The following is a 20,010-nucleotide window of genomic DNA, read 5'->3' on the forward strand; positions in this document are numbered from 1 at the left end:
TGAACATTGTTCCAGTGACTACTTTCACTATCGTCAGTTTAGTTAGCGGGGTGGCTCCCAGTAGTTATGCGGTGGTGGGGGTTGCTTGTGTCATCTGCGGGCTGGTTTTTAATAACGCATGCATGCGGATGTCCTCTCGGGTGAGATAGGCCGGAGGCTCCGAGGTGCAGGGGGGGCATGAAAGGCTGGGTGAAGTGGCTCGCTCGGCACCCCACCCAGCCTCTATCTTGCCTCAGCACGCTTTTCTATTGCGGTCTTCATTCAGTCCGTGAACAGCGTGCCCTCCAGGTAGGCCCGGGCCTTGCGGGCGTACTGAAGGGGGTTGGCGATGGCCGGGTCCTGCTCGGCTTCCACCAGGATCCAGTCGCGGTACCCGTGGTCGATGAGGAACCGGTAGGGCTCGGTGAAGTCGATGGTGCCATCCCCCGGAACGGTGAACATGCCCGCCAGGAAGGAATCGAGGAAGGAGCGCTCGGCCGCGCGGGACTCCTCCAGCTTCTTGGGGCGCACATCCTTGAAGTGCACGTGCTTGACCCGCTCGATGGTCTGGCGCAGCAGCCCCATGACATCGCCGTCACCCACATAGGCGTGCCCGGTGTCGAACAGCAGGGAGACCCTGGCGGGGTCGGTCAGCTCCATGAGCCGCACCGTCTCATCCTTGGTCTGGATCACCGTGCCCAGGTGGTGGTGGTAGACCAGCGCCAGGCCGTGCTCGTGGGCGATCCCGCCCAGGCGGTTGAGGCCCTCGGCCAGGACGGGCCACTCCTCCTCGCTGAGCACCGGCTTATTGGTGAAGATGCAGACATCGCGCTTGCCCTGCACCGAGCCGGTCTGCTCGGAGACCACGATGCGGGTGGCCCCCAGGTACTCCAGGTAGGAGCAGGTGGCCTCGAAGTCGGGGATGACCGCCTCCACGCCGTCGCGCACGATGAAGGAGGAGAACCACTGCGCCACGATGGCGATGCCGCGGGCCTCGGCGGCCGCCTTGACCTCCTCCTTGGGCGGGAAGAACCCGGCGCACTCGGTACCCGCATAGCCGGTGTCGGCCAGGTCGAGCAGCATGTCCTCCAGGGTGTTGAAGGCGCCGACCTCGGGGATGTCGTCATTGCGCCAGGTGATGGGGTGCATGCCCCAGCTGATGCCGTGGGGGTCCTTGATCGCGGTGGTGGGGTCGAGTCGGAAGGCCATGGTCCTCTCCTTCATTGGCGGGTTCATCGGCTAGGTGGTGTGGGTGGATCGGCGGCCGGTCACTGGCCGCATGCGGGTCGCGGGGTGGCGCCTGCGGGGCTGCCGGTGGGCTGATCGCCGGCGGGTCATCGCGGGCGGGGCGGTGGGGAGGCGGGGCCGACGACGATGGGCGGGTTCGCCGTCGTCGTCGGCCCCGGAGTGGTGGGGATCAGGAGTAGCGCGCCTCCATCTCGGCCTCGATCTGCTCCAGGGACTTATCGGAGGTCTCGGGCATGATGCGCAGCAGGATGACGGCGATGACGAGGTTGAGCACCCCGTAGATCGTGTAGGTGTAGCCCCCGCCGAGGGTCTCCATCATCCGCGGGAAGGTCCAGGTGATGATGGCATTGGCCGTCCACATGCAGAAGATCGCCGTGCCATTCATGACCCCGCGCACGTTGGCGGGGAAGAGCTCGCCCATCATCGTCCACACCACGGTGCCGTTGGAGGACTGGACGATGAGCATGAAGACCGACATGAGCGCCAGGATGAGGTAGGCGGCCCAGGCCGGCGGGGCGGTGTGCTCGGCCATGTGCGGGGCGATGAGGAACTGGAAGGTCGCGGCGATGCCCAGCAGGCAGATGCCCACGCCGGTGACGTCGGCGATGAGGATCTGGCGCCGGCGGAACCTCATGATGAGCCAGATCCCGATCGCCGAGCCGATGACGCTCATGACCCCGTTGGCCACCTGCGCGGTGATCGCCGAGGAGGTGGACATGCCCGCGTACTCCAGCACCTTGGGCGCGTAGTACATGACCGTGTTGACGCCCGTGGTCTGGTTGACCACTGCCAGGAAGATGCCCACGCCCAGCAGCTTGCGCAGCCATGGCGTGGCCAGGACGTAGCCCAGGCCGCGTGAGCGGGCCTCCTCGGCGATCTCGTGCTGGCGGGACTCGGCCATCTCCATGAGCTCATCGACCAGGGGACCGTCCTTGTCCTCATCGCGCACCCGCTTGAGCGCGCCGATGGCCTCGTAGAGCCGCTCCTTGGCCACGTACCAGCGGGAGGACTCGGGCATGAGGCGGATGCCGATCCACAGGGCGATGGCGGGCAGGGTGCACAGCACGAGCATGTAGCGCCAGGTCTCGCCGTTGCCCCAGGAGATCACCAGCTGGTTGAGGAAGGCGTGGTACTCATCGGCGCTCATGGTGCCCCCCTGGGAGGCCTGGAGGGAGCGGATGGTGTCGTAGGCGTACTCGCCGGGGGCCAGCGTGCCCGAGGGGTCGGCCTCGATGGCGATGCGCGGGCCGCCCTGGACGTGGCTGATTGCCGCGTTCATGGCGAAGGCCAGGAGCTGGCCGGTGACGATCATCAGCTGGTCGATGGCCACGATGGAGCCGCGGATGCGCTTGGGCGCCGTCTCGGCCAGGTAGACCGGGACCGTGGCTGAGGCCCCGCCGACGGCGAAGCCCAGGACGACCCGGAAGGGGTACATGACCCACACGTTGGGCGCCAGGGTGGTGCCCAGGGCGCCGACGACGAAGAGGATCGCCAGCAGGGTGATGTTGTGCCGGCGGCCGTAGCGGTCCGACAGGCGCCCGCCGATGAGCGCCCCCAGGGCCGCCCCCACCAGGAGGGTGCCGCCGATGGCCCCTTCCTCGAAGGAGGTCAGCTGCAGGCCTTTGGCCGCGAAGGGCATGTACATGAAGGGCAGGGCCCCGGAGATGACGCCGGTGTCGTAGCCGAAGAGCAGGGAGCCCAGCGTGGCCACGGCGGCCACAGCGAAGATGCCGCGGTGCTTGCCCGAGGGCGGTGTCTGGTCCACCGCCGCCTGCATCTGCTCCTTGGTGATGCCTCGTAGGGAGAGGCCGGTTGATGTCTGGCTCATATGCGGGTGTGCTCCTGTGACTCAGGCGCCGGCGGGTGCGGCGGGGGTGGTGGGGGCTGAGGGGGGCGCGGTGGCGGCGCCCTGCGCGCCGGGGGCGCGGTCGAAGGTGGTGGGGCCGGCGACCCGTGGCACATCGTGCCACTGGCCGTCGGCGGCGGAGGCGACGATGGCCTGGTCGACCTCCGCGGCGCACCAGGCGTCGGCCGCCGAGGGGGCGATCTGCTCGCCGGTGAGGATCGACTCCAGGAACTGGGCCGCCTCGATGCTCTTCATGTCGTCGAAGCCCATGGAGGTGCCGATGGCGGGCTGGAAGCGCTGCCACTGGCCCCACTGGGGGCCGGCCATGGCGCGGGTGTAGCCGTGGACGGCCCCGCCGTCCAGGCCGGTGCACACCTCGAGCTCGTTGAGTCGCTCGAAGTTCCAGCGGGCCGAGCCGCCGGTGCCGTAGACCTCGACGACGTACTCGGCGCGCGGGCCCACGCTGACACGGCAGGACTCCATCGTCCCCACGGCCCCGCCGTCGAAGCGCACGAGCATGGACACGTAGTCCTCGTTGCCCACGGGGCCCACCTCCTCGCCGATCTCGAAGCCGGAGTGGCCGATGCCCATCTTGGTGGGGATGGGCCGCTCGGTGATGAAGGTGTCGGTCAGCGCGCTGACCGAGGCGATACGGCCCACGACGTACTGGGCCAGATCGGCCCCGTGGCTCATGAGGTCGGGCACGACGCCGGCGCCCGCCTTCTCGCGCGAGGCCCGCCAGGTCAGGGGACTCAGCGGGGAGGAGTTGTAGTCGGCGATGAACCACACCCGCACATTCGTGATGCGCCCCAGGGCGCCTGAGCGGACCAGGGAGCGCATGTACTCGATGGCCGGGGTGTGGCGGTAGTTGAAGCCCACGGCGGTGACCAGGCCGGCGTCCTGGGCCGCCTGGGCGATCTGGCGGGATTGCTCGGCGCTGATGCCCATGGGCTTCTCGATCCAGAAGGGCTTGCCGGCCTCGACGGCGGCCAGGGCCATCTCATGGTGGAGGAAGTTGGGGGCGCAGATGGAGACCGCCTCGACCTGCGGATCGGCCAGCAGCTCCCGGTAGTCGGCGTAGGCCCGCTCGAAGCCCAGGTCCTCCACGGCCTCGGCGCGGATCTGCTCGACCGGGTCGGCTGCAGCCACCAGCCGCGGGGCCACCCCCAGCTCCGGGAAGCGCTCGGGTATTGATCGGTAGCTGCGGGCGTGGAGGCGCCCCATCCACCCCAGTGAGATGACACCGACGCCCAGGGGTCTCTTCTTGGTCATGAATTTTCCTTTCCGACGGCCTTGTCGGGTGCTGCGGCAGCAGCGCGGTAACAGGGGGAACGCGCGTCAGCAACGGCGTAACGGGACCGTATCAGAACCTACTTTGTCAGGACAAGGGCTTGGGTGGGCGTTTCGTGGAGGAGCGCACCGCCAGGTAGGGGCGCACCGTTCGTGTGGCAGGGGCCCGCCCCGCGCGCCCGGATCCTTGGGCCTCCTCGGAGGTGAGCAGCTCGACGGCGGCGCGCGCCAGCCGCTCGGGGCGCTGGTCCACACTGGTCAGGTCGAACTCCGGGCGGGAGGCCAGGCGCGTGTTGTCATAGCTGGCCACGGCCAGGTCGGGGCCCACCCGCTGGCCCAGGTGGTGGGCGGCCGCCACGATGTTGATGGCCAGCAGGTCGTTGTAGGCCACCACGGCCACCGGCCTGCGGCGCCCCTCCAGGGCGGCCTCCAGGGCCAGCAGGGCACCGCCGGTGCAGCGGATCTCCTGGGCGCTCATCCCCTGGCGCCGGGCCTCCCGGAGGCAGGCCCCGGCCCGCTCCGCCGCCAGGTGCTCGTGCATGGGCGCGGCGGGGGTCAGGAATGTCAGGTGCCGGTGGCCCTGCTCGCGCAGGTGGGACACGATCTGCTCGGCGGCCTGGGACTCATCCATCCGCACCGTGCGCACGGGGGAGTCGCTCAGGCCTCGGTCCAGCAGGCACACCGGCAGGCTGCGGCCCAGCCGCTCGATCTCCTCGGGCTCCAGGCGCGTTCCGGGCAGGATGAGGCCGGTGGGCCGCATGCGCCGCGCCTCCTCGAGCGTGGCCCGCTCCAGCCCGGCCTCCAGGTCCGAGGCCAGGACGACCAGGCTGCGCCTGGCCTTGAGGCAGTAGTGGCGCAGGTGGCGCACGAGTGTGTCGAAGAAGGGGTTGTCCAGGTAGGGCAGGATGACCACGATGCGCCGGGAGCGCTGCGAGGCCAGCTCGCTGGCCGCCGCATGGGGCTGGTAGTCCATCTCCTGGGCGATGCGCAGCACCTTGGCGCGGGTCTGCTCGGAGATGCGCCCGTTGCGGTTGAGCACATGGGAGACCACGGATCGGGACACGCCCGCGGCCCGTGCGACATCGAGTTGGGTGACGTGGCGCCCGGCGCCATCGCCGTGGTCCTTCCGCGCCTCGCGGCCGTCTGGGGGTCTGGGTCCCTGCGGTCCCGCCCCCTGACCGGTCATGGCTGCGCTCCCGGGGAGCGCGGTTCCTGGGGCCGGGGCTGCGGGCGGGGGGATGATACTGCGCCGTCGATGTCCGGCCGATACTCTGCTGCCATTCTATTGGTGCTCCACGATTCTCCTGTCGACATTCAGCATTCATTCAATATCGCTGTTGACAGGGGTGATGCGTTCTCGATGCGAGTCCGCAATGGGGTCGGATGGGATCGATTGGTTGACCAGTTGATGATATGCATCCCTGAAGAGCGGGAGCAGACATCAATCACCGACGGTAGGCAGAGAGTACTTCGGCTTGTCAAGGGTGGGAGGGCCCATTGCGGGTGCCGATGAGGGATTCTTAGGCTTCTCGTGTCCGGATAGGGATGGCGGTGGTGGTCATTCCGCTATCGCCTCCCGCAGCCCTCCGGCGCTGGGCGGCGGCACTGCTGTCGCGCTCAATCCGGGATGAGCGCCCACTGGCCGCTGCTGCGTCACCGGGGTCTGGGGCGCCGATCCCGGCCTCGGAGCCTGCGGTGCCGCACCACTCATTCACCGTGTCAGAAAGGAAAGCTCTCATGTCCAGCACGCTTGCCCGCCGCCTTGCCGGTGCGGCCTCCGCCATCCTGCTCGCGGCCGGTGCCGTGATCCTGCCCGCCTCGCCCGCCAGCGCCGCCGAGCGCGACGGCGTGTGCGATGTCGGAGAGGTCTGCTTCCACTTCAACAGTGGTCAAAAGGGCGCGATCTCCGACTTCACCGGCTCCGTGCGCAACTACGGCTCCAGTCAGCCCGGCTGCTATGAGTTCAAGAGCCCTGACCCGAAGGCCAAAGGTCGCGGAGAATGCATGAAGAACAATGCCGCCTCGGTGACCAACCGCACGAACTACCCGGTGATCGTCTACTACAACTCCAACTACGGGGGCAGGAGCCAGGTCATCCCCGCGGGGGCCTCGGCCGATCTTGACAGCGGCCTGAAGAACCAGAACGCCTCCCACTACGTGGATATCCCGAAGCCCTGCGTGGGCGTCTGCCCGGTGTGAGCCGTCGGCTCCTGCGTTGTTCCGCCCTGGGGGCGGGTACCGAGTCTCGGTACCCGCCCCCAGGGCCTGGGCCCGGAGGGCGTCAGCCCAGGCGCACAGGCTGGCCGCTCCGGGCCGACTCGGTGGCCGCCTCCGCCAGTCGCAGCGCCTCAATGGCATCGGCGATGGAGGTGGGGGGAGTACTCCCCTCCTCGACGGCCTCGATGAATGCCGACAGCTCCAGGCGGTAGGCCTCGGCGTAGCGCTCCAGGAAGAAGTCCAGGTAGGGCTCCTGGGCGTCGGTGACCTCGGCGGTGGACAGGCGCACCGTGGTGGGGCGGATGTTCTCGGCCAGCAGCGCCCCCTCGGCCCCGGAGGCCTCCAGGCGCTGGTCGTAGCCCGAGGCGCAGTGCCGGTTGTTGATGATCGTGGCCACCGCGCCGCTGGCCGCGCGCAGCGTCACCACCGCGGCGTCGAAGTCGCCGGTCTCCTTGATGGCCGGGTCGAGGTTCTGGCCCATCGCATAGACCTCCACGATCTCGCCCAGGAAGAAGCGGGCGGTGTCGAAGTCGTGGATGGTCATGTCGCGGAAGATGCCGCCCGAGACCTTGACATACTCCACCGGCGGGGCCGCCGGGTCGCGGCTGATGATGGTCAGCTGCTCCAGATCCCCGATCCTGCCCGCCTCCACGGCGGCGCGCACCGCCGCGAAGCTGGGGTCGAAGCGGCGGTTGAAGCCGAACATGACCGGGACCTCCACGGCGTCGAGCTCGGCGCGCGCCTCCTCGACATCCTTGATATCCAGGGCGATGGGCTTCTCGCACAGGACCGCCTTGCCCGCCTTGGCGGCGGCCAGGAGGTGGGGGATGTGCAGGGGCGTGGGTGAGCCCACGATGACGGCGTCGATCGCGGGATCGGAGAAGGCCTCCTCGACATCCTTGCTGGAGCGGGCCCCGTAGAGGTCCGCGAGGTCCTTGGCGGCGCTTCCGGCGGGGTCGCAGACCAGGGCGAGCTCGGCCCGGGGGTGGGCGGCGATGGTCCTGGCGTGCACCTGACCGATACGGCCGGCGCCGATGACGGCGATTGCGAGCATCGTTGCTCCTCAGTGTTCCGTGGGTGGTTCTGTGGCTGTCGGTAGTTGGCTGGTTGGTCGCGGGGCGGGAGATCATCGGTGGGCTGTCGCCGTGCCGCGCGCCGCGGGCGCGAGAGGTTCTCGGCGCGGTCGGCCCGCCGTCCCCGACGGCGCGGGAGTCATGCCCGGTGCTGATACGCGGCCGCCGGTGCGTCGCCGTCGACTCCCGGGGCCGAGCCGCGCCACTGCGGCCCCGGGGATGGCCTCAGGGCTGGGGCATGATGACGTCGCGCACCAGGGCGTCCAGGTCGGCGTCGGCCTCGAGGAAGCCGCGCAGGGTGCGGCGGGTGGCGCCGTAGGAGTCGAACTCCTCGGGGGTCATGCCGTCGGGCTCGTAGGCGCGCACGAACTCCGGGATGGACAGCAGCGTCTCCATGATCTCGGGGGCCACGGGCACATCGATGCGGTTGGTGACCCTGTAGTCGGAGTCGTTGATGAGCCTCTGCCAGGCGAAGGGCGGGGAGACCACCAGGTCCCCGCCGACCAGCTCGGACCAGTGCATGACATTGCGGAAGGCCGCCGAGAGCACGCGCGCCCGCAGGCCGCGGGACTGGAACTCCTGGTAGGCGCGCTTGAGGGCGGCCACCCCGGCCCATTCCAGGTGGCCGGGGTCCAGGAAGAGGCCGTCCCGCTTGGCCACGATCTTGATCCAGTCATCCAGGCGCCCGCCCATGAGGGTGACCACCGGGCCCATGGTCGAGGTGTCCAGGCCCTCGGCCTCGCGGCGCTTGAGACCGCGCTCGATGGCCTCGCCGGTGGTCACGGCCTGGGGCACGGAGAAGGAGACGGTGACATTGACCGACACGCCCCGGTAGGTGGCCTCCTCGATGGCCTTGACCCCCACGGAGGTGGCGGGGATCTTGACGATGATGTTCCTGGCCAGGCCCGAGAACTCCTCGGCCTGGTCGGCCAGGGCCTGGGCGCTGCGGGCCAGGCGCGGGTCGGTCTGCATCGACAGGCGGCCGTTGCGGCCCTTGTGCTCCTCGAAGATCGGCTCCAGGAGCGCGGCGGCCTCGATGCTCAGCTCGCGCACCACCTGCCAGCCGATCTCGGACTCGGTGGCCTCGGGCATCTCCTCGGCCAGCTCGGCGATGCGGGGCAGCCACACATCCTTGCGCTGGTTGATGCAGGTGTAGGCGATGGTGGGGTTGCAGGTGGCGCCGACGCCGCCGAAGGAGATCGACTGGCGCAGCTCCTCGGGGTCGGCGGAGTCGTTCCAAAGGGCGGTGGGCGTGCTGCGGGCGGCGTCGAGAAGGGGGCCGGGGGTGTATTCGATGCTCATCTGTCCTGCTCTGTCCTGCTTCGTGTCTGCGGTGCCTGTGGGGGTTCCTGCCGCGGGTGGGCTTCCTTGCATCCGCGGCCCGGTGGCTCCATTGAAGACGCCGCAGGGGGGTCCTGTCAATGATTTGTTCGGACAAACCGTGCTTGTGTCGGTGGGGCCGCGCTCTGGCGCCTGCGGGCGGCCCCGTGGGTCGTGCGCAGGGCCGGGGGCGTTGGGCCAGGGCGGTGGTGGGCTGGGGCTGGTGGCAGGCCGGGTGCGATGGGGCGACACTTCGCGACAGGAGCGTCGCTTGGCGGAATGGACGTACCCTGTAGGTGTCGTCCATTCCGCCAAGTGACGCCCTTTCCGCGAAGTGACGCCGAGCGTGAGCCCCACAGTCCACCGCCCAGCCATCAGGCCCTCCCGGGGGCGCCTAACTGGAGAACAGGGAGGTCTCGAAGGAGTAGCGCGAGGCCCGGTAGATGTGCTGGCCGTACTCGATGACCTGCCCCGCCTGGTCGTAGGTGATGCGGATGGCGGTGAGCAGGGCGGCGCGGCGGCGCTCATGGAGCAGCTCGGCCTCCTTCGGGGTGGCATTGCGCGCGCCGATGATCTGCTTGGCCGTGGTGGGGATGATGTCGTGGGCGCGCAGCGCGTCGTACAGGCCGCTCGCGGCCAGCTCGGCCTCGGTGGGCGCCACCGCGGCGGGCATGAGGTTGCGCAGCACGGCAATGGGCTCGCCGTCGGCCAGGCGGATGCGCTCGAAGGTGACCACGGGCGTGCCCGGCTCGGTCTCCAGGTGCTGGGCCTCCTCGGCACTGGCGGGGTGCCGGTGGTAGTCGAGGAGGGTGGTGGAGGTCGAGTGGCCGGCGGCCACCAGGTCGGAGAGCAGGCTGGTCAGCTCCATGGGGCGGTGCACATGCGGCGGGGAGACGATGGTGCCCGCGCCGCGCCTGCGCTTGAGCAGGCCGCGGTCCACCAGGTGCTGAAGGGCCTGGCGCGCGGTGGGGCGGGAGACCTTGAGGCGCTTGGCCATCGAGAGCTCGTCCTCCAGGCGCGTTCCAGGGGTCAGGGTGCCATTCAGGATGAGCGCGGCCAGCGGCTCGGAGATCTGGGTGTGCAGGGGCACGCGGCTGGAGCGGTCGATGGTGATGTCGAGGGCGAAGGGCGAGGGGTCGGCGGTGGACATGTGATGGCACCTGAGGGTGGTCGTGGTCTGTGCTGGTGATCGGTGATGTGATACAGCGGTGGGAGCGATGCACCGCAAAGGGGCCGGCACTGGCCGCCGTGCTTGCGTGGCCGTGGTCGCATGGACCGGCCGGTGCTGCCACCTTAAGGGTGAGGGGATAATGGGTGGGGACCCTCTTATAGGATACGAAGCGGGTGGGCGCCTTGTCATCTCGGGAGTGCCGGCCGCTCCCGGGCGGTTGATCCGCCGGGAGTAGTTCAGAAGCAGTGCCGTCGGCGTTGGGGCGGGCGGAGATGCGAGGGCCGGCGCCCGCCTGCGCCCGGCCGCGGACAACCCCTTTATTTGTGCTGACAAATGCTTGACGGGGCTGCCCGGGGTGGGGCAGGCTTCGCTGTAGTGCCAGCAGGACGGCCCGCCGGCCCATGATCCACCCCGAGGACGTGGAAGAGACATGAGACCCCCCAGGAGCCCCGGGCTCGATGTACTGACCATCGGCCGCTGTGGCGTCGACATCTACCCCCTCCAGCAGGGGGTCGGCCTGGAGGACGTGGAGACCTTCGGGAAGTTCCTCGGGGGCAGCCCCACCAATGTGGCCGTGGCCGCCGCCCGCTACGGCCACGGCTCGGCGGTGATCACCGGCGTGGGCAACGACCCCTTCGGCCGGTTCGTGCGCACCGAGATGCGCCGCCTCGGCGTCGCGGACGACTTCGTCGTCATCCGGCCCGCCTACAACACGCCGGTCACCTTCTGCGAGCTCTTCCCCCCGGACCGCTTCCCCCTCTACTTCTACCGCGAGCCCTCCGCCCCCGACCTGGAGATGACCATCCAGGACATGCCCATGGAGGCCATCGCGGGCGCCTCCATCTTCTGGGTCTCGGCCACCGGGCTGAGCAAGGAGCCCTCGCGCGCCGCCCACCACGCCGCCCTGGACGCCCGGGGGCGCAGGCCCTTCACGATCATCGACCTGGACTACCGCGAGATGTTCTGGGACAGCCGGCAGGCCGCCCACCGGGAGGTCTCCGCGGCCCTGCCCAAGGTCACCGTGGCCATCGGCAACCGCCAGGAGTGCGAGGTCGCCGTCGGCCAGAGTGACCCGGACCGCGCCGCCGACGCGCTCCTGGAGGCCGGGATCGAGTTGGCCATCGTCAAGCAGGGCCGGGAGGGCACCCTGGCCAAGACCCGCACCGAGCGCGTGGAGATGCCCGCAACCCTCGTGGAGACCAGGAACGGGCTCGGGGCCGGGGACGCCTTCGGAGGCGCCGTCTGCCATGGCCTGCTCAGTGGGTGGCCGCTGGACAAGACGATCTTCGCCGCCTCCACCGCAGGCGCCATCGTCTCCTCCCGTCTGGAGTGCTCCACCGCCATGCCCACCCAGGCCGAGCTGCTCGACCTCATGCGCGAGCACCGCCGGGCCGTGGCCCCCGACGTCGAGCTGTGAGGCGGGGATGATGAGCGCAGTACCGCTGACCGAGCACATCGCCGCGATCCGGGCCACCGACCCCGAGCGGATCGCCAGGGCCCTCGCCGACCGCCCGCGCGCCGGCGCCGCCTTGTCCGGGCCGCTCATGGTCATCGCCTGCGACCACCCCGCCCGCGGAGCACTGGGGGCCGGAGCGGATCCGCTGGCCATGGCCAATCGGGAGGACCTGCTGGGCCGCTGCATGACGGCGCTGTCGCGCCCGGGCGTGGGCGGCTTCCTGGGCACCGCCGACATCATCGAGGACCTGGCCCTCCTGGGCGCCCTGGACGGCAAGCTCGTGTGGGGCTCGATGAACCGGGTGGGGCTGCAAGGGGCCTCCTTCGAGATGGATGACCGCTTCGGCGGCTACGACGCCGCCGGCATCCAGGCCGCCGGGCTCGACGGCGGCAAGATGCTCACCCGCATCAACGACGCCGACCCCCGCACCGCCGACACCCTGGAGGCCAGTGCCCGCGCCATCGACTCCCTGGCCCAGCGTGGCCTGAGCGCCATGATCGAGCCCTTCATCACCCGGTGGGAGGGGGAGCGCGCCGTCAACGATCTGAGCCCCGAGGCCGTCATCCGCTCCATCTCCATCGCCCAGGGGCTGGGCCGGACTTCGGCCCGCACCTGGCTGAAGCTGCCCTGCGTCGAGCAGATGGAGCGCGTCATGGCCTCCACCACGCTGCCCGCCCTCATCCTGGGAGGGGAGGTCCCCCAGGATCCGGCGGCCGCCATGGAGGCCTGGGGCAGGGCGCTGAGACTGCCCCAGGTCAGGGGCCTGGTGGCGGGCCGGTCCATGCTCTACCCCCGCGGCGGGGATGTCGCCGCCGCGGTCGACAATGCCGTTGAACTCCTGAACCGCTGAGATACCGCTGATAGACCGCTGAAACGAGGACACGATGCCCCAGTCGGACCAGTCGCAGTACATCATCCGCCGAGGCGAGCTCGCCCACGGCCCCTACGAGCTCGACCTGACCCCCCAGCGCGCCGGATGGCAGTGGTGCTCCCTGCGCGTGGTGGCCCTGGAGCCGGGGGGCAGTGTGGATATCCCCGGGGGCGAGAGCGAGTACCTCGTCCTGCCCCTGAGCGGCGGGTGCACCGTGGAGGCCCAGGGCCGGCGCCTGGAGCTGACCGGGCGCGAGTCCGTCTTCACCGACATCACCGACTACGCCTACATCCCCCGCCGCACCGATACGAGGCTGAGCAGCACCGGGGGCGCGCGCATCGCCCTGCCCGGCTCCCGGGCCACCAGTGATCGGCCCCTGCGCTACTGCCCCCGCGAGGAGGTGGGCACCGGCCTGCGCGGAGCCGGCCCCGCCAGCCGGCAGGTCAACAACTACGCCCTGGGCAACGAGGTGGAGACGTCCCACCTCCTGGCCTGCGAGGTGCTGACCCCCGGGGGCAACTGGTCCTCCTACCCGCCGCACAAGCACGATGAGCACACCGAGGTCGAGCGGGTCCTGGAGGAGATCTACTACTACGAGGTGCGCCTCGGGGCCGACGGCGCCCAGGGCTTCGCCCTCCAGCGCATCTACCCCTCACCCGGCCACGACATCGACGTGTGCACCGAGGTCCGCTCCGGTGACGTCGTCGTCATGCCCTACGGCTACCACGGCCCCTCCGTGGCCGCCCCCGGCTACGACCTGTACTACCTCAACGTCATGGCCGGCCCCGCCGAGGACGCCGTGTGGCTCATGACCGACGACCCTCACCACACCTGGGTGCGCCAGACCTGGGAGGGCCAGGAGGTCGACCCCCGCCTGCCCATGACGCCCATGAACTGACCCGACACAGACCCGACGAGAACCGAGGAAGGAACCCGTGAGCAACGAGGCCTACGCCGGCACGGTCCGCCTGACCGTGGCCCAGGCGACCATCCGATTCCTGAGCAACCAGTACTCCGAGCGCGACGGCGTCGAGCGGCGCCTCATCGCCGGGGCCTTCGGCATCTTCGGCCACGGCAATGTGGCCGGGATCGGCCAGGCCCTGCTGCAGAACGAGATCGCCCGCGGCCAGGGCGAGGGGGAGATGCCCTACATCATGCCCCGCAACGAGCAGGGCCAGGTCCATGCCGCCGCGGCCTTCGCCAAGACCACGGACAGGCTCCAGACCTGGATGTGCACGGCCTCCATCGGCCCGGGTTCCCTCAACATGGTCACCGGCGCGGCCCTGGCCACCACCAACCGCCTGCCCGTGCTGCTTCTGCCCTCCGACCAGTTCGCCACCCGGATCCCCGACCCGGTGCTCCAGCAGCTGGAGGACCCCACGAGCCTGGATGTCAGCGTCAATGACGCCTTCCGCCCGGTCTCGCGCTTCTTCGACCGCATCAACCGCCCCGAGCAGCTCATCCCCTCCCTGCTGGCCGCCATGCGGGTGCTCACCGACCCGGCCGAGACCGGCGCGGTGACCATCGCCATGCCCCAGGACGTCCAGGCTGAGGCCTTCGACTGGCCCGTGGAGCTGTTCCGCAAGCGCGTGTGGCATGTGCGCCGCCCCGTCCCCGAGCCCGCCGCCCTGGAGCGGGCCGCCGCCCTCATCCGGGCCGCCAAGCGGCCCCTCATCATCGCCGGGGGCGGGACCATCTACTCCGGGGCCGCTCAGGAGCTGCGGGACCTGGCCGCCGCCACCGGGATCCCGGTGGCCGACACCCAGGCGGGCAAGGGTGCGATCAACTTCGACCACCCCTGCGCGGTGGGCGGGGTGGGCTCCACCGGCTGCAGCTCGGCCAACCACCTGGCCGACAAGGCCGACCTCATCATCGGCATCGGTACTCGCTACTCCGACTTCACCACCGCCTCCAAGACCCAGTTCAAGAACCCCGAGGTGCGCTTCGTCAACATCAACGTCACCCCCTTCGACGCCGCCAAGGAGAGCGCCGAGATGGTGGTGGCCGACGCCCGCGAGGCCCTGGCGGCGCTGCGTCCGGCGCTGGAGGGCCACCGGGTCGATGAGGCCTACTCCGCTGAGATCGCCACGGAGAAGGAGGCCTGGCAGGAGGCCACCGAGCGCTGCTACCACCTGGGCCACGGGCCCCTGCCCGCCCAGACCGAGGTCTTCGGCGCTCTCAACGAGCTCCTGGGGCCCCAGGACGTCGTCATCAACGCCGCCGGCTCCATGCCCGGGGACCTCCAGGCCCTGTGGCAGGCCACGAGCCCCCTGCAGTACCACGTGGAGTACGCCTTCAGCTGCATGGGCTACGAGATCCCGGCCGCCATGGGCGTCAAGCTGGCCCGCCCCGAGGCCGAGGTGGTGGCCATCGTGGGTGACGGCACCTACCAGATGCTGCCCGTGGAGCTGGCCACCGTGGTCCAGGAGGGCATCAAGGTCATCTACGTCCTGCTGCAGAACCACGGCTTCGCCTCGATCGGCTCGCTCTCGGAGTCCCACGGCTCCCAGCGCTTCGGCACCAGGTACCGCCAGCGGGGCGAGGGCGGGCACCTGGCCGACGAGGAGCTCATCGCCGGGGTGGACATCGCCGCCAACGCCCGCTCCTGGGGGCTGGAGGTGATGGAGGTGCGCACCATCGAGGAGTTCAAGGAGGCCTACCGTGCGGCCGCGGCCAGTGACCGGGCCACCATGATCCACATCGAGACCGACCTCTACGGCCCCAACCCGCCCGGGTCGAGCTGGTGGGACGTGCCGGTCTCGGGGGTCTCGGAGCTGGAGTCCACCCGGCGCGCCTACGAGGACTACGTGCGCGACCGCAAGCCTCAGCGGCATTACCTGTAGGCATCGGCCCCTGCTGCGGACCGCCCCGCGCCCACCCGCCTGATGCCCGCGGATCCCCGAGGGGATCGGGCGGGCGGGCCGCTGCCCAAGGCCAGGGGGCGATAGCGACGAGGGCCTGGGAATCAGGTAGAGTCGCGTGAGCGCCAGGCGTTGCTGCTGAGCGCGGCGAGTGTGGGAATGGGGTGAAAGCGTGGCGTCCACGGCTGGTGTCCAGGTGGGTGCGACGGTCCCCGTGCCGTACAGGCTGTCCTTCGTGGTGGGGGGCCTCCTGTCCGCCGAGGATTTCGAGCGCTTTTGGGACGCGAAGGCCCTGTGGCACAGCGAGTCGGAGGAGACCAAGCCATCCACCCGCGCCAAGATTCCCATCAACCTCTTCCTTTACCTGCGCTTCGGCCCTGCCCTCCAGAAGGTGGCCTCCATCGAGAGGAAGCGCACCGACGCCACCACCTGGACCTGGCCCACCCACCCCCTTGCCCCCCAGAACGGCGCCCGATGAGCCCGACGCGCATCCACACGATCAAGAAGATCGACAACTACCGCATCTTCCAGGGATGGAAGCCGAGTGGTGGCGTCGAGTTCGCGCGTGTCAACTTGATCTACGGCCAGAACGGCAGTGGCAAGAGCACGCTTGCGACCCTCCTGCAGGGCTGTGCCGCCTACGCAGTTGATCAGTCCGACGACCGCGATCATCGGCACGATGAGGTCGTCAGTGCGGGCCTGCAACTCGAGGTATGTGATCCCTCCGATACGTCGACTTCCGGCAGTTCGGCGATCAGTCTGAATGATCGTGCCTTCTGGGGGCGTGTCAGGGTCTTCAACAAGGACTTCGTCCGCAGAAACCTCCGATTTGAGGAGGTCGACGGACCGCAGCCCGAAGCGCTCCTCACCATCGGTGAAAGGCTTGCCGACGCTGAGAAGAAACTCGAGGAGTTACGCCCTGAACTGGAAGCCAAGCGCCAAGAGCTTCCCCAGCGTGAGCAGGCAGCGAAGTCCGCTGAAGACGCCGTTGATAGGAAGCTGAAAGACACGGCAAAGCAGGTCGTCGACGATCTCAGGACTTCAAAGGTCTCTCGTTATCGGGCAACCAACACGTACACTAAGCGGCAAGTTCGTGAACTTCTCGAAGGGGACCCCTCCATCCTGGAGGATGCATCCACAGAACTGCAGGCCGATCGTGACCATGCAACCAGAGAGGTGATGAATCCTGTCTATCTGCAGCCTCGGCCTTCCGTGCTGGAACAGGATGGTCTCGATGAAGCGCGCCAGTTGCTATCGACAAGTGTGGTGAGCAATCATATTATTGAGGAGCTGGTGGAGCATGCTCAACGGTCCAGGTGGGTGCAGCAGGGCCTCGATCTTCATGAAGGTCTTGAGAGTTGCCTGTTCTGCGGGCAGGGGCTGACCGCTGAGCGAATCAATGCTCTCAATGCGCACTTCGATGAGTCCTTCAAGGAGCTCCAGGCTGCTATTGACAATCTCCTGAAGCGTCTGGACGCCTCGACTGAGGTGTCGAAGACCTACCTGGACGCCTTTCCTGCAGACTCCGAGGTATATGAAAGCCTCAGGGAAGATCTGGGGAAGGCTCGCCAGGCCTATGATACGGAGCATAAGGCGTACGTCAATGCTGTCGAGCAGATTGAAGCGGTGTTGAAGGAGAAGAAGAACAACCCCTTCGGAACTCCCACGCTCACATCAGATCTCGCGTTGGTAGCGCCGAAGACCGCGGAACTGGAGAAGGCGGTCAAGGAACACCAGAGCAGGATCGACAGTCACGCGAAACACGCTAGGGAGGCTGCCGCACGCGTCGAGCACTACCATGTGAAGAACGCTGCCGGTGAGTATATGCGTCTGAAGAAGGAGGTGGAGGACAAGCGGGCGGCTTGCGAAGAGCTTCAGGACCAGATGAAGGAACTCGGGGAGCGGATTACGGTGCTTGAGAGCGTGGATGGTGATCCCATTCCCGGAGCAGCGGAACTCAGCGAAGGGCTGCGAGGACTCCTGGGGTGTGACGAGCTCAAGTTCAGCGCCCAAGACTCGAAGCACTACGCCATCGAACGAGCCGGAGACCCTGCAACCCACCTCAGTGAGGGCGAGCAGACCGCGATCGCGCTGCTGTACTTCCTCGCCAGTGTTCGCAAGGACAAGATTCAGGGTGAGCCTCCAATTATGATCATCGACGATCCGGTCTCCAGCCTGGACCACGGAATTCTCTTCGGCGCCTCCGCGCATATCTGGGCGGAGTCCGTTGTCAACACGTACGCCAGTCAGGTCTTCCTCCTCACCCACAACTTCGACCTCTTCCGCCACTGGCTTATCCAGCTCGAATCTCGACAGCAGCACGAGGACTGCGACTTCCGGGCCTATGAAGTGACGTCGGTGGTCGCCCCGCGTGGACCTGGTCAATTCCCCCGTCGTCCGCAACTCAGGCGTTGGGAAACGGATAAAGATCGCAGCAAGGTGCTGCGATCTGAGTATCATTTCCTTTTCTGGCGGGTAGCCCACGCGGTCGTTGACAGGCGTGGTGACGAAAGTCTTGCGGACCAAATGAACGAACTGGCGCTCATGCCCAACGCCGCTAGACGCATGCTTGAGGCGTTCTTGAGTTTTAGGTGCCCCGGAAAGGTGGGCTCATTCCATGTCGCGTTGCAGGAACTCATGCGCAGAGATCGTCTGTTGGATGGCGTTATCCGGACGCGTGTCGAGAGATACCTCCACGCTTACTCTCATTTTGATGGTGGAGATATTTCTCAGCCGCTCAAGCTGACTGAAGTCACGACTGTTCTCCGCGCACTGTTCCATCTTATGCACCACGTCGATCCCGAGCATGTGTCCGCGATGTGTACGGCTCTCGCTATCGATCAACGCAAACTCCTGGGTGATTCCGTGTCCGCATCGTCGGAAGGCACTGTCACATGACCGACTACCTCTGCCTCGGTTCAGACGGGCGGGTCACGGACCGGGAGGGCAAGACACTGGAGCTCAAACGGGACCTGTCCTCGCCCGGAGGGCCGCTGCGGACCATCGCCGCCTTCGCGAACTCGGCGGGCGGGCGACTTGTCCTCGGCGTTGAAGACGACGGTACCGTCGTCGGCGTCGCCGACCCCCTGGCTGAGGAGGAGCGCGTCGCCAGCCTCATCAGCGACCACATCTCACCCCAGCTCGTCCCCGCCATCGACCTCGTCACGCTCAACGGCACGACCGTCCTCGTCGTCGACGTGCCGCTGAGCACCCGTCGCCCCCACTACCTCACCCGGCAGGGGCCGGAGGCCGGCGTCTACGTGCGTCTGGGCTCCACCACCCGCCAAGCCGACCCGGCACTGGTCGCCGAGCTCGAGCGCAACGCCCGCGGCATCGCCTTCGAGGACCTGCCCGAGCCCCGCGCCAGCCTCGAGGACCTTGACCTCGCCTCACTATCCGACCTGCGCGGTCGCCCCACCAGCGTCGATGACCTCCTCGCGCTCGGACTCGCCGTGAGGCACGGCACCGGGATCGTCCCCACGAATGCAGGCATCCTTGCCGCTTGCCCGGACCCCACCCGCTTCCTGCCCTCGGCCTGGGTCCAGTGCGGACGCCTCCGTGGACCCCACGGCACCGACATCTTCGACCAGGCAGAGATCCACGGCCCCATGCCACTGGCCGTGGACCAGGTCATGAGCTTCCTCCTCAAGCACGCCTACAAGACCGCGGTCTTCGGCGAGGTCCGCCGCCGCGACGTCTACTCCATCCCCGTCGAGCCGATCCGCGAAGTCATCGTCAACGCCCTTGTTCACTCCTCCTACGCCGAGCGCGGCACGCCCATCCGCATCGGCTTCTATGACGACCGCATCCAGGTGGACAGTCCAGGCCTTCTGCTGCCCGGCATGACCGTGGAGACCATGCGCAGGGTCTCCCGGCTGCGCAACCCGGCGCTGGCGCGCATCTTCCGTGAGGCCGGGATCATGGAGCAGTGGGGCACCGGCGTCCAGCGCGTCTTCGCGCAGGTCGCCGAGGCCGGTCTGCCCGAGCCGGTGATCGAGGAGGTCCAGGACCGGGTGCGGGTGACGATCTACGTGCCCAACCACGACCCCGGGCGGGTCAGTGAGCATGTGAGCAAGTCAAGTGAGGGAGTCAAGTCACTAAGTCAAGGCACTAAGTCGGCGTCCGAAGACACCAAGTCGACGCGCCCGGCCAAGACCTCAGGCCGCCGAGTGAGTAAGTCGAGTGAGCAAGTGAGCAAGTCGAGTGAGCAGGTCATGGCGGTCCTCACCGCCGCTGACACTCCCCGATCTCGTTCTGAGCTGCTGGCCACCATTGGGCTTGCTGACGCCTATGGGAACTACCGACGCCATCTGCTCCCCCTCATCGAGAAGGGGTACCTCGCCCGGACGATCCCCGACAAGCCCAACAGCCGCCTCCAGCGCTACCGTCTCACCGACACCGGCCGCGCCTACCTCGACAGCCTTTCTGGAGACGCCGAATGAGCTCTTTGTCCACCATCAAGCACCAGCTGCGCGAGCGCTTCGCCCGCCCTGGTGAGGCCGGGCGTCTCCCGCCTGGAGTCCACCCGGCGCGCCTATGAGGACTACGTGCGCGACCGGGCCCCCCAGCGCCACTACCTGTAGGCCTCGGCCCCTGCTGCGGACCGCCCCGCGCCCACCCGCCTGATGCCCGCGGATCCCCGAGCGGATCGGGCGGGTGGGCGCGGATCTCATCCCGC

The 20,010-nt window shown here is 68.4% G+C and carries 15 protein-coding genes; 8 read left to right on the forward strand and 7 right to left on the reverse strand.

Annotation, left to right across the window (positions count from 1 at the left end):
* Positions 1-261: 261 nt before the first annotated feature.
* The 4 genes from iolE to MANAM107_RS08655 form a co-directional block, all read right to left on the reverse strand.
* A complete protein-coding gene (gene iolE / locus MANAM107_RS08640; protein WP_223907405.1) occupies positions 262-1,188 on the reverse strand; it encodes a myo-inosose-2 dehydratase in 927 nt (308 codons plus the stop codon).
* 208 nt (positions 1,189-1,396) lie between these two features.
* Positions 1,397-3,055, reverse strand: coding sequence for an MFS transporter (locus tag MANAM107_RS08645; RefSeq protein WP_223907409.1), 1,659 nt, complete (start codon positions 3,053-3,055; stop codon positions 1,397-1,399).
* A 21-nt stretch (positions 3,056-3,076) separates the two neighbouring features.
* Entirely contained in the window at positions 3,077-4,345 is a 1,269-nt protein-coding gene (locus MANAM107_RS08650; protein WP_223907413.1) for a Gfo/Idh/MocA family protein, read from the reverse strand.
* Positions 4,346-4,451: 106 nt separating this feature from the next.
* Positions 4,452-5,426: a LacI family DNA-binding transcriptional regulator gene (locus tag MANAM107_RS08655; protein ID WP_263421890.1), complete on the reverse strand. Its 975-nt coding sequence runs from the start codon at positions 5,424-5,426 to the stop codon at positions 4,452-4,454.
* A gap of 674 nt (positions 5,427-6,100) precedes the next feature.
* On the opposite strand from MANAM107_RS08655, the gene MANAM107_RS08660 reads away from it, so the two are divergent.
* A complete protein-coding gene (locus tag MANAM107_RS08660; RefSeq protein ID WP_223907419.1) occupies positions 6,101-6,562 on the forward strand; it encodes a peptidase inhibitor family I36 protein in 462 nt (153 codons plus the stop codon).
* A gap of 82 nt (positions 6,563-6,644) precedes the next feature.
* Here the strand turns inward: MANAM107_RS08660 and iolG are convergent, their stop codons facing one another.
* The 3 genes from iolG to MANAM107_RS08675 form a co-directional block, all read right to left on the reverse strand.
* A complete protein-coding gene (gene iolG, locus MANAM107_RS08665; protein ID WP_223907421.1) occupies positions 6,645-7,634 on the reverse strand; it encodes an inositol 2-dehydrogenase in 990 nt (329 codons plus the stop codon).
* Positions 7,635-7,878: 244 nt separating this feature from the next.
* The gene (locus MANAM107_RS08670; protein ID WP_223907423.1) at positions 7,879-8,955 is read right to left on the reverse strand and encodes a transaldolase family protein; all 1,077 of its coding nucleotides are present in this window, start codon (positions 8,953-8,955) and stop codon (positions 7,879-7,881) included.
* Between the two features lie 412 nt (positions 8,956-9,367).
* Positions 9,368-10,123 carry a GntR family transcriptional regulator gene (locus MANAM107_RS08675; RefSeq protein ID WP_223907425.1) on the reverse strand — a complete coding sequence of 252 codons (756 nt, stop codon included), beginning with the start codon at positions 10,121-10,123 and terminating at the stop codon, positions 9,368-9,370.
* Between the two features lie 451 nt (positions 10,124-10,574).
* Between MANAM107_RS08675 and iolC the strand changes: the two genes are divergently transcribed.
* From iolC to MANAM107_RS08710, 7 genes are all read left to right on the forward strand, one after another.
* Positions 10,575-11,561 carry a 5-dehydro-2-deoxygluconokinase gene (gene iolC, locus MANAM107_RS08680; RefSeq protein WP_223907427.1) on the forward strand — a complete coding sequence of 329 codons (987 nt, stop codon included), beginning with the start codon at positions 10,575-10,577 and terminating at the stop codon, positions 11,559-11,561.
* 10 nt (positions 11,562-11,571) lie between these two features.
* Positions 11,572-12,450, forward strand: a complete 879-nt coding sequence (locus MANAM107_RS08685; RefSeq protein ID WP_223907431.1) for a Cgl0159 family (beta/alpha)8-fold protein — start codon at positions 11,572-11,574, stop codon at positions 12,448-12,450.
* A gap of 34 nt (positions 12,451-12,484) precedes the next feature.
* Positions 12,485-13,369 (forward strand): 5-deoxy-glucuronate isomerase, encoded by an 885-nt coding sequence (iolB, locus tag MANAM107_RS08690; protein WP_223907434.1) that lies wholly within the window; start codon positions 12,485-12,487, stop codon positions 13,367-13,369.
* Positions 13,370-13,406: 37 nt separating this feature from the next.
* Positions 13,407-15,314, forward strand: a complete 1,908-nt coding sequence (iolD, locus tag MANAM107_RS08695) for a 3D-(3,5/4)-trihydroxycyclohexane-1,2-dione acylhydrolase (decyclizing) (RefSeq protein ID WP_223907437.1) — start codon at positions 13,407-13,409, stop codon at positions 15,312-15,314.
* A 190-nt stretch (positions 15,315-15,504) separates the two neighbouring features.
* On the forward strand, positions 15,505-15,810 hold the full coding sequence (locus tag MANAM107_RS08700) for a DUF1819 family protein (RefSeq protein ID WP_223907438.1): 306 nt from the start codon (positions 15,505-15,507) through the stop codon (positions 15,808-15,810).
* Positions 15,807-18,230 carry an AAA family ATPase gene (locus MANAM107_RS08705; RefSeq protein ID WP_223907442.1) on the forward strand — a complete coding sequence of 808 codons (2,424 nt, stop codon included), beginning with the start codon at positions 15,807-15,809 and terminating at the stop codon, positions 18,228-18,230. The genes MANAM107_RS08700 and MANAM107_RS08705 overlap by 4 nt, the downstream gene beginning before the upstream one ends.
* Positions 18,227-19,774: an AlbA family DNA-binding domain-containing protein gene (locus MANAM107_RS08710; RefSeq protein WP_223907446.1), complete on the forward strand. Its 1,548-nt coding sequence runs from the start codon at positions 18,227-18,229 to the stop codon at positions 19,772-19,774. The genes MANAM107_RS08705 and MANAM107_RS08710 overlap by 4 nt, the downstream gene beginning before the upstream one ends.
* Positions 19,775-20,010: the final 236 nt, after the last annotated feature.

This window comes from Actinomyces capricornis (assembly GCF_019974135.1).
GTDB classification, from domain to species: Bacteria; Actinomycetota; Actinomycetes; order Actinomycetales; family Actinomycetaceae; genus Actinomyces; species Actinomyces capricornis.